Annotated in this window: 12 protein-coding genes; 2 read left to right on the forward strand and 10 right to left on the reverse strand. The window is 68.1% G+C overall.

Annotated features, from left to right (window positions below):
• Positions 1-197 precede the first annotated feature (197 nt).
• The 9 genes from VN779_RS17570 to VN779_RS17610 form a co-directional block, all read right to left on the reverse strand.
• Positions 198-680, reverse strand: a complete 483-nt coding sequence (locus VN779_RS17570; RefSeq protein ID WP_325724649.1) for a Tad domain-containing protein — start codon at positions 678-680, stop codon at positions 198-200.
• Positions 680-1,084, reverse strand: coding sequence for a TadE family protein (locus VN779_RS17575; RefSeq protein ID WP_325724651.1), 405 nt, complete (start codon positions 1,082-1,084; stop codon positions 680-682). Before VN779_RS17575 ends, VN779_RS17570 begins: the two co-directional genes overlap by 1 nt.
• Positions 1,085-1,179: 95 nt before the next feature.
• Positions 1,180-1,638, reverse strand: coding sequence for a TadE family protein (locus VN779_RS17580; protein WP_325724653.1), 459 nt, complete (start codon positions 1,636-1,638; stop codon positions 1,180-1,182).
• Positions 1,639-1,645: 7 nt separating this feature from the next.
• On the reverse strand, positions 1,646-1,915 hold the full coding sequence (locus VN779_RS17585; RefSeq protein WP_325724655.1) for a hypothetical protein: 270 nt from the start codon (positions 1,913-1,915) through the stop codon (positions 1,646-1,648).
• A gap of 28 nt (positions 1,916-1,943) precedes the next feature.
• Entirely contained in the window at positions 1,944-2,843 is a 900-nt protein-coding gene (locus VN779_RS17590; protein WP_325724657.1) for a type II secretion system F family protein, read from the reverse strand.
• Positions 2,843-3,817, reverse strand: a complete 975-nt coding sequence (locus VN779_RS17595; protein ID WP_325724659.1) for a type II secretion system F family protein — start codon at positions 3,815-3,817, stop codon at positions 2,843-2,845. The genes VN779_RS17590 and VN779_RS17595 overlap by 1 nt, the downstream gene beginning before the upstream one ends.
• A 45-nt stretch (positions 3,818-3,862) precedes the next feature.
• Positions 3,863-5,161 carry a CpaF family protein gene (locus VN779_RS17600; RefSeq protein WP_325724661.1) on the reverse strand — a complete coding sequence of 433 codons (1,299 nt, stop codon included), beginning with the start codon at positions 5,159-5,161 and terminating at the stop codon, positions 3,863-3,865.
• Positions 5,161-6,057: a hypothetical protein gene (locus VN779_RS17605; RefSeq protein WP_325724663.1), complete on the reverse strand. Its 897-nt coding sequence runs from the start codon at positions 6,055-6,057 to the stop codon at positions 5,161-5,163. The genes VN779_RS17600 and VN779_RS17605 overlap by 1 nt, the downstream gene beginning before the upstream one ends.
• 11 nt (positions 6,058-6,068) lie before the next feature.
• Positions 6,069-6,737, reverse strand: a complete 669-nt coding sequence (locus VN779_RS17610) for a hypothetical protein (protein WP_325724665.1) — start codon at positions 6,735-6,737, stop codon at positions 6,069-6,071.
• A gap of 467 nt (positions 6,738-7,204) precedes the next feature.
• Between VN779_RS17610 and VN779_RS17615 the strand changes: the two genes are divergently transcribed.
• Together VN779_RS17615 and VN779_RS17620 are read left to right on the forward strand one after the other, a co-directional pair.
• On the forward strand, positions 7,205-7,885 hold the full coding sequence (locus tag VN779_RS17615; protein ID WP_325724667.1) for a hypothetical protein: 681 nt from the start codon (positions 7,205-7,207) through the stop codon (positions 7,883-7,885).
• On the forward strand, positions 7,870-8,997 hold the full coding sequence (locus tag VN779_RS17620) for a hypothetical protein (protein WP_325724668.1): 1,128 nt from the start codon (positions 7,870-7,872) through the stop codon (positions 8,995-8,997). The genes VN779_RS17615 and VN779_RS17620 overlap by 16 nt, the downstream gene beginning before the upstream one ends.
• A gap of 15 nt (positions 8,998-9,012) precedes the next feature.
• On the opposite strand, the gene VN779_RS17625 is transcribed toward VN779_RS17620, so the two are convergent.
• Positions 9,013-9,334, reverse strand: a 322-nt coding sequence (locus tag VN779_RS17625) for a prepilin peptidase (RefSeq protein ID WP_325724669.1), incomplete at its 5' end; no start/stop codon positions are given.

Genomic DNA, 9,334 nt, shown 5'->3' on the forward strand with positions numbered 1-9,334 from the left:
GACGAACGCGCCAAGGCCCTTAGCGACGTCGCCAGCCGTGCGACGGTGCTTGATCCGCTGCGGTTGCGGATCCCAACCGCCGGGATGCGGGCCCTGCGACGCGGGCCCCAATCCCGAATACGACTGTGCCGGGCCGGTCTGGCCGGACCGGGAGGGCGCGCTCGTCGGCGGGTTCATGGCGTTCCTCTCTCTCCGGCTCAAGGCCCCGGCTGGGGGTGGGCGGTGGCGGATGCGTTGGCGATGAACTTCCCGTCGTTCGCGGTGTAGATCATCCCGATGAGGATCGGCGAGTACTTAATCTGGACTCTTACCGTCATGGTGGGCACGACCAGGCCATTTGGCAATGTGAGCGAGCCGAGCGGGCAGCCGCCGGTAATGACGGCGCTGGCGCCACCCGCCGCGGAAACGACCTTCTGCGCGCGGGCACAGGCGTCGGGGGCGAGCACGTATTGACCGTTGCGCAACGCGTTCGGGTCCAGGTCGTCGGCGCCGGCGCGGGCCGCTTGTTCGGCGATGTCCCCGGCGCGCTGGCGTTCGGTGAGCGCGAGGCCGCCGTCCACGACAAGACCGGCGAGCATCATCGCCATAAGCGCCCAGAAGATGACCGCGAACGTGAACGATCCGCGCTCGCCACACGGCCGCCGGCAAATTAGCCTTCTACCACTAGAGCGCATGTGCATCAGCCGGTCCTGCGGAAGGTGTCGAGCGGCGCGGTCGAGTATGCGGTGATCGTCTGACTACCGAGGCTGAACCAATCGAGTCCGGAGAGCGGAATGACGCAGGTGACCTCGATGGTGTACAAGCCGCCGGCGGTGAAATCGCCCGGGGGCAACGACGTGTTGGTCGGGTTCACCTGGGTCACTACCGGGCCGCCCGCGCAGCTATTGCCCAGATCCGCGGCTGCGGCGGCCTGCGCCTGCGCGTTCGCAGTGGCGTCGTCGCGCTGAAGTGAGCCCATGCGGGCGGCGTCGCGGGCGGCGCCCTGGACGTTGCCGCGCTCATTCACCAGCACGCCGAAGACGACCAGGATCATGATGAACCCGATGACCAACGGCGCGAGTAGCACGACTTCGACGACGGACATACCCGCCTCGCGACTGCGACCACGAGCATGACGGCGACAGCGGTCGTTGCTGCCGCGCTCCCGTCTCATCGCCTGCCTCGCCGGGTTCAACATCGTCAATTCGCCGTCGGATCCGGGACGAACTGCTCGACCGGACCGGCGCTGGTCTCGGTGACGTTCATGTCACCCCAGAGGGAGTGAACGGTGGCCGTGACGGTCACCGACACGGTCCAGGTGGCCGCGCCGGGCGCGCCCGACTCGAGCGGGGGCGGCACCTGCGACTTGTCCAGCAGGCTCGGCGCCAGCTGGTTGATCCAGTCGCGCGCCTTCTGCGTCGCGTCGGCCGACCAGTTCTCGTTCGGATGAGCCGCCTCCTGCCGGGCCACCCGGTCGCCCTCCTGGGCCGCGGCGATGGCCACGTGGCGGGCGAAGAAGTACAAGGCGAACTGCACGGTCGCGAAGATCAGGAAGAACAGCAGCGGGGTGAGCAGGACGAACTCGATCGCCGAGACGCCGCGCTCATGTTCGCGGTCGACGTCCCGGCGCCGTTGAGTTCCCCCGCTGCGCTGTTTCACCTGAGCATCACGGCTTTCCGCCGTTGGCGCCCGAGCCGCAGCCACCGGTGTTGTTCGCGCCGGCGATGCAGTCGCTCACGCTGTTCGCCTTGCCGGTGAGAGCGGTGGACAGGATCACGCCGACCGCGACGCAGATGCCGACGACGATCATCGAGATCACCACCCATTCGACCGCGGAAGCGCCCCGCTCCGTCTCACCGGAGCGGACCCGCGCGATCCGGGCACGCAGACTCACCAGCGCATACTGCAGCGCTGAGGCGCCGAACACGTTGCCCATCCTGTTCCCTCCTTCAGTAGTGCCGCGGTCAGTGCAGCTGGAAGATTCGAACCGCGGCGGGATAGACGATGAAGACCAGGAATCCGGCGGCCAGCAATATCTGCGCGACCAGCATCGACTGGGAGCGCGCGCCCGCCTTTCCTTCCATTTCCGACAGCTCTCTGCGCCGCATCGTCTCGGCGCGCGAAGCCAGTGAAGCGCGCACCTTGGCGCCGTCGTCGGCCACCAGGTTGAGCGCGGCGCCCAGGTCGGTCAGCTCTTTGATGCCGATCTCGGTGCCGAGGTCGCCGAGGGCGCTCCACTGCGGCACGCCGGACAGCCGCGCGTCGGTCAGGCAGTCGCGCACCCGGCGCAGCGCCCAGCCGTCGCTGACCTCGGCGGCCGTCATCAGCGCCTCGGGCAGGCCGCGCCCGCCGGCCAGGTTCATGGAGACCAGGTCCAGGTAAGCTGCGACTACTCGGCGAAAGTCGTCGCGCTTGGCGGTGGCGTCCCGGCGCACCTCGAGATCGGGCAGGATGAAGCAGAGCCCGCCGAAGGCCAGCGCCAGCCAGACCGGAATGATCGGCGTCAGATGCAGCCCGGCGAACCACAGCAGCACGAAGAGCAACGGGCCGAAAACGAAGCCGAGCGCCGCCAACCCCAGTTTGGTGACCAGGAACTGCTGCCAGGAGCGCTCGAGCAGCGACAGGTCGGCGCGCACCGAGCGCTGCTGCCAGCCCTGTCTCGCATAGAACTGCGCGATGCGCAGCCCGATGCGTTCGCGCAGCGAGCCGTCGGCGGCGCTCGGAGCGCCGAACTGACCGCGGGCGCGCAGCGCGTCGATCTGCGCGACCTGCGCTGCCGCTCCCGGTCTCGACGGGATCAGAGCTCTGATCGCGATGAAGAGTCCGAGCCCGCACAACGCGCCGATCAAAGCCTCGGTCAGCATCACACGCCTCCCGGTCGCGGGCCCGGCGGTGTGCCCGGCTGGTACGAGAACCCGGCCGACTCGGGGACGCCCAGGTGACCTGTCAGGCTCGGCTGCGGCTGCGCGGGCACGGGGTGTCGCAACAGAAATCGGCTCGGCGATTCGACCTTGGCCAGGCGCCGCAGCCATATGAAGCCGAGGCCGAACAGTCCGAGAACGAAGGCGAGCACCACCTGGCCCACCGGCGTGCCGAACGGCGCGACGAACTGCCGATTGAAGATCGCCATGCCGAGTACGAACACGACGACCACGGCGACGATGATCTGTACCGAGCGGCGGGTACCAGCGCGCTGCGCGATGACCCGCTGGCGCATGTCGACTTCTTCGCGGGCTGATTTACCAAGCGCGGTCAGCACCTCGCGCAGGCCGGGGCCGCGTAGCTTGGCATTGAGCATCAGCGCCGCGATCACCAGGTCGGCCGAGGGATCGTCGAGATCGTCGGCCAGGTGTTGCAGGGCCTCGGGCAGCGGCATCCGGCCGCGCAACCGGTCCAGCAGAGCATTGAGATGTTCGCGCAGGACCGGGTCGGCGCCGCGCGCCGAGGACGGGATCGCCTGCTCGAGGCCGACCGCGCCCGCGATCGTGTCGCGCAGCGATTCCGTCCACATCGCCAGCGCTTCCACCCGGCGCATCGCCAGCTTCTCCGCGCCCGCGCCGCCGAACAGCTGATTCCAGAAGAGCGCCAGCGCGATCGTGCCCAGCCCTAGGACAGGCCACTGACTCGCCAGTCCGACGATCAGTCCGACGGCCAGCGCGATGACCAGGCGCTGGCCGAGTCTGCGCAGCCGGTCGGTCTCGGACTTGGATCTGGCGTCCTTGAGCTTGCTGGGCCAGCCGATCAACCCGGCGACCAGGAGCGCGAACCCGATTCCGGCCACGACGCCGACCAGCACCGCCAGCGCGGTGTCCTGAGTGAACAGCCCGGTCGGGTTCACGGCGTCACACCTCGGCTCGGCCCGATTTCCCAGTTGCGCACCGCGTCACCGCCACAATCCGCTGGGTACGTAACCGTTCGCGACCAGCTCCTCAAGGCAGGAGATGGGCGAATGCGGCACGGCGCGCCCGTCCAGACCCGGTGCGAACACCTCGGAAGACAGCACTCTGCCATCCACGCCGTTGACCTCGCGCACCGAGGAGACGTAGCGCCGCAGCGTGCCACCGCGGACGTAGTCGTTGCGCTTCTCGATGAAGACCACGAAGTCGATGGCGCCGGCGATCAGCATGTGCGAGGCCTCGACCGGAAGCCGCTCATCGGCTTGGAGCGCGTAGGTGGAGATGCGGTTGAAAACCTCGAGCGAGGAGTTCGCATGGATCGTCGACAGCGAGCCGTCATTGCCCTGAGACATCGCGTTGAGCATGGTGACGATCTCGTCGCCGAGCACCTCGCCGACGATCACCCGCGAAGGGTTCATGCGCAGGGAACGACGCACCAGCTCCGCCATCGAGATGGCGCCGAGGCCCTCGGAGTTCGGCAGCCGCTCCTCGAACGCGACCGCGTTGGGGTGCAACTCAGGGAACTGATCCAGGCCGAGCTCAAGCGCGCGCTCGACGGTGATCAGGCGCTCGTGCGACGGTATCTCATTGGCCATCGCGCGAAGCAGGGTCGTCTTGCCCGCGTTGGTGGAGCCGGCGATCATCAGGTTCTTGCGGGCGGTGACCGCGGCGGACAGGAACGAGCCGACCTCCGGCACGAGCGTGCCGTTGCCGATCAGATCGGAGAGGAAGACCTTGCCGAGTCTGGCGCGGCGGATCGAGACCGCGGGACGGCGCGTGACGTCCATCACCGCGGAGAGGCGCGAGCCGTCCGGCAGCCGCAGGTCCAGCTGCGGGTTCGCCGAGTCGAAGGGGCGGGAGGACAGTCCGGAGTACGCGCCGAGGATCTGGATCAGCTCGGTGAGTTCCTCGTCGGACTCGGCGATCGGTTCGCCCATGATCTCGCGGCCGTCGGCGTAGGAGAGGAACACTCGGTCGCAGCCGTTGATGTCGATGTTCTCGATCTCCGGGTCGTCCAGCAGCGGCTGAAGCCGTCCGACACCGAACAGAGCCGCGTGAATGCCGGAGGCCAGCGCCTCCTCCTCCTCGGCGTTCGGCGGGGTACGGCCGACGGTGACCTCGCCGCGCGCGTGCTCCTCCAGCACCTGCCCGATCACGGCGCGCGCATACTGCCGCTCGTCTTCGCCGGTCATCGGCGGCAGGCCGGAGATCTGGTCGAGCCGCCGCTGTTCCGCGAGCCGGTCGCCGACCTCCTGCCGCAGCCGTTTGACGAGCGCGTGATCCATCAGGCACCCACCGCATGGCCGAACGGCTGGCCGTGCCCTTGGCCCTGATTGTGCCCTGGAACCTGGCTGAGCCCCGGCGCCTGACCGGCTTGCGGTTCGACCTTCAACAAGCCGTAGCGCCGCGTGACGGATAACGCCACGTCACGCGCGGAGCGGATGAGCAGCGACTTGTCGACGCGAGCCCGCCCGCGACCGTTGAGCGCCGCCGCGCCGTCCGCGTCGTCCGCGATCACGCCCAGCACCTCACCGCCGCCGGCGGTGACCGATAGCAGTTCGCCGACCTGGCTCGCGGCCCTCCTGGCCTCCTTGGGCGGCGCGATCAGCACCACGCCGATCGGCGGCCTGGCGAGCGAAGCGGAAGAACCCTGGTTGCCATGCAGGCGGTTCGACAGACCATTAACACGATCACGCACGTGCGCCACCTGTTCGGCGTCGGCGCGAGCGATCAGCAGGACGAGCGCGGCGTACGGCATCATCTCCAGCACCGGCGAGTCCGGGCCGACCCGGCCGCAGTCCGCGATGACATCCGCGCCATAAGGGATCGACGCGTAGTGATCGAAGCAGCGGCCGAGCTGCGGCCAGTGACCGGAAACCGCCGCGGCTTGCTCCGCAGTACCGAGGCCGACCAGAACCTCAAGCCCGCCGGTGATGCGCTGCACGTGCTGCGGCAGCGCGGACGCCTCGAAGCCGCGGCGTGCGGCGATCGCGATGGAAAGCAGACCGCGATTCGGATCGAGCGGGCCACCGTGATCCGCGGCCAGCCGGTAGACCAGGTCGCCGCCGTGCGGATCGCATTCCGCCACCAGCGCGCGGCGCGGCCACGAGGCCGCCAGCGCCACCGAGGCGGTGGTGACCCCAGGTGAGCCTTTGTCGCCGGCGACGACGATCAATGCCATGACAGGGCCCGCTACTGTGTGTGCTTGTCGAACGCGAGGACGAGGTTCCCGCCGGAAGCGGCCTGCGCGACAGCGTTTGCGTTCAGCTGGCCCAGGACCAGCGATATGTCGAGCGAGCCGTTGTTGCTCGCCGTGCCGACGTCGTAAACGCGCACGCTCGCCACGATCGGTGGCGTGGTGAAGCCGTCACCGAGGAACGACTGCCCAGTCTTGTCATCGTTCTTGTTCGAGACGTAGTACGCGCTCACCGTGTCCCCCACCTGGATGCCGATCGGATACTGGCCGTCTTTGAGCGAGAGCCCGACCACCTCCTGCCCTGGCGGCAGCGGCAGCACGGTGGTCAACATCTGCCCGACCAGCAGGGTGCCTGGCAGCAGGTCGGTACGCGCGGTGTAGCCGTGCAGTGCGCCGGCCTGGGACTGCGACCAGGTGACGTAACTGATGTTCGAGTCCACCGCGACCATCACCTCGCTGATCGAGTCCGCGGCGATGGCCTGTCCTTGCGGCACCCGTTTGACGATCTCGACGACACCGACTCGATTCCCCGCGCGCTGCTGGAGATAAACCGAGGCCAGCGCGCCGACCAAGACGAGCAGCAGGCCGAGGGCGGCCAGCGCGGGCTTGCGATCCCGCGGCGCGGAGGGCGGCCGGACGTTCGACGGGGGCGGCGCACCAGGCATGGACCGGCCGGAGATGGTCGCCGTGGGCTGGGATGGAGACGGGGACGGCTTCCACCCCCCGCCGCCCGACGGCGGTGCGCCGTTGTCGTTGCTCATCACGGTGTTCAGGCCCCCCGGCCATTCGGTTCGTCAGGGTACGCGGAAGCTTGAGTCAGGGTTGGTATTGGAGTTTGCGCTGGAAGCCGGGCTTCCCGCCCGGGTCGGAAGCTGATAGTACCCACGCGGTGACGCTGGAGAACAGACCCCGGGCTCAAGATCCCGAAAGTCCGGCCCCGCACGCCCGACGCGCCGGGTTTCCTACGGTTCGGTAGAAAAAGATTCGGTTAAATCCGGCTTCTGCGACTACCGGCAGCCTACTGCGGCCGGTACGATCCGTAGCCGACTTGTCAACATCGCGCCACGGGCCGACGAGCAGTCAGTTCAGCGCTCTGCCCACAATCCCGGGCCGGCCCTGGGGACGGGAACTCATGCGCCGTCGCAGTCGCAGCACCACCGCCCGCTTCGCCTCCCGCGCCGCCGGCGCCGTGGCAGCCTTGGCCACGGCGGCGATGCTGGCCGGATGCGGCGCCTCCGCCTCCCAGCCGCCCGCCGCCCTGCCGGGGACGAACGGCGCGGCGCCGGCGTCGAGCAGCGCGCCCGCAGTGGCGGTTTTGCCCGTGGATGCCCCGAAATTCGCGATTCCATCCGATCTGCACCTGGTGATCGAGGCCGACACCACCGGCGACACAACCAAGGACGCGGTCCTGCTCGACGCGGAGTATCAGTTCTACGGCTTCGTCGAGGCGATCAGCACCGGCGATGTGAAGGACGCGAACTTCAAGCAGTGGACAAATGGCGACGCGTACGCCGGCCTTTCGCAGTCGGTGCAGACGTGGAAATCCCGCAACGAGCGGCTGACCGGCACGGACCGGCTGTACAAGCGCACCGTGACGATGTCGAAAGACGGATCGCAAGCGGCTTACAGCGCCTGCGAGGACTCCAGTCAGGCGTATCCGATGAAGATCGGCAGCAACACGCACGATACGAACACCGCGGGACAGGGCAACTTCACGTTGTGGCAGGGCACGTTCACCAAGCGTGCCGCTAATACCTGGGTTTTGAGTCTGGTCTTCACCAAGTCGGGAGCCTCGCAATGCGTGGTCGGCTGAACCGCTTGCTGGTGTCATTGGCAGTGCTCGGCGCGCTGACGGCCGGGCCGATCGCCGTCGCGGGGCCGGCGCAGGCCGCGAGCGGCTGCACGTCGAGCGGCTCCGGCGGCACGGTGATCACGCCGCCGACTATCGGCGGCGGCAACATCACGTTCAACATGTCAGTGCACGTACTGACCGCCAATGTCTGTCCTGGCCAGGGGGCGTCGAACGACTCGTCGTGGACTCCGCCGGCCTGCTGGTGGCAACCGGTGTTCACGCCGGATCAGCTCAAGACTTTCGCGTACGACTACTACGCCGACGCTTCGTCCGCGGATCTGACGTGGGCGAAAATGACCGAGTACTACGAGACGGACGGCGGGAAGGGCGAGACCACGCCGCCCGGATACAAGTCCACCAGCGGGCCGCCTTACTCGAACTGGAACATCGGAGCAGACCCCGGCGGCACGTGGTGGAGCATCGTGTTCAACCAGAACATGGTCGGCACCCCGCAGTTCAGCGCCTGCCTCCTGCACACGATGAACAACGACGGCATGCCCTGGTCGTGGGTTCCGAACGGCGACGCGGCTCCGGCGAACGTGACCGGTCCGCTCGTCACCCGGGAGGAGCTCGCCGAGTATTTGGCCTCCATCATCGAACTGCCTGCCTCGGACTTCAGCTCCAGCCCGGCCAATGGTCAAACGGTCAACCTGCCGATGTGGGTGTGGGCCGCGAACCCCGGCGGCGGGGCCGGGCCGTACACGCCGCAGACGCTAAGGGCTTGTATGGCAATCGACCCGGGCTTCTGCGCTCAGGTGACGGCCACGGCGGTTTCGTTCACCGTCGATCCGGGCACGCCCCGAGCCGCGGACGCGCAAGTATTCGATCCCTGCAAGATAAGCGCCAACGGCACCGTCGGCGCTCCATACACGGGCCAAGCGGGCAATCCGCCCTGCGGCGTGACATATCTCCACTCTACGAACCAAGGGCAGGTCTACCAGCCGTCGGTCACGGTGAAGTGGAGCGTCGCCTGGAATGGCGGCGGCGGTGGCAACTGGCCGAAGATCGACACGATGCCTGGTGACACGCACCAAGTGACTGTGCAGGAAATCCAGTCCGTCGTGGGGCAGTGAGCCGGTCGCGCCGAATCAGCCCCAGAAGTTGAGCAGGATGGCGACCCAAGCGCCGAGCAGGAGATACGGGCCGTACGGGATCTCCATGCGGCGCCAGGGTTGGCGGCGTGCGGCGCGCACCGCGACGATGCCGATCGCGGCGAGGGCGGCGGCGAGCGTGCCGAGCAGCACTCCGGCGAAGACGGCCGGGATGGCTAGCCAGCCGAGGTAGAGGCCGATGACGCCGGCCAGTTTCACGTCGCCGTAGCCCATCGGTCCGAACATCGCGATGGCGTAGAAGACGCCGAACAGCACGGCCATCGCAACGAGCGCCGTGACGAGGTGCGTTACCGCACTG

This window comes from Actinocrinis sp. (genome assembly GCF_035605935.1).
Lineage (GTDB): Bacteria > Actinomycetota > Actinomycetes > Streptomycetales > Catenulisporaceae > Actinocrinis.

Excerpts from the sequence above, each read along its gene's own strand:
- VN779_RS17575 (WP_325724651.1), bottom strand. The coding sequence starts at position 1,084 with ATGTCCGTCGTCGAAGTCGTGCTACTCGCGCCGTTGGTCATCGGGTTC.
- VN779_RS17585 (WP_325724655.1), bottom strand. The coding sequence starts at position 1,915 with ATGGGCAACGTGTTCGGCGCCTCAGCGCTGCAGTATGCGCTGGTGAGT.
- VN779_RS17615 (WP_325724667.1), top strand. The coding sequence starts at position 7,205 with ATGCGCCGTCGCAGTCGCAGCACCACCGCCCGCTTCGCCTCCCGCGCC.
- VN779_RS17605 (WP_325724663.1), bottom strand. The coding sequence starts at position 6,057 with ATGGCATTGATCGTCGTCGCCGGCGACAAAGGCTCACCTGGGGTCACC.
- VN779_RS17590 (WP_325724657.1), bottom strand. The coding sequence starts at position 2,843 with ATGCTGACCGAGGCTTTGATCGGCGCGTTGTGCGGGCTCGGACTCTTC.
- VN779_RS17610 (WP_325724665.1), bottom strand. The coding sequence starts at position 6,737 with ATGCCTGGTGCGCCGCCCCCGTCGAACGTCCGGCCGCCCTCCGCGCCG.
- VN779_RS17620 (WP_325724668.1), top strand. The coding sequence starts at position 7,870 with ATGCGTGGTCGGCTGAACCGCTTGCTGGTGTCATTGGCAGTGCTCGGC.
- VN779_RS17600 (WP_325724661.1), bottom strand. The coding sequence starts at position 5,161 with ATGGATCACGCGCTCGTCAAACGGCTGCGGCAGGAGGTCGGCGACCGG.
- VN779_RS17570 (WP_325724649.1), bottom strand. The coding sequence starts at position 680 with ATGCACATGCGCTCTAGTGGTAGAAGGCTAATTTGCCGGCGGCCGTGT.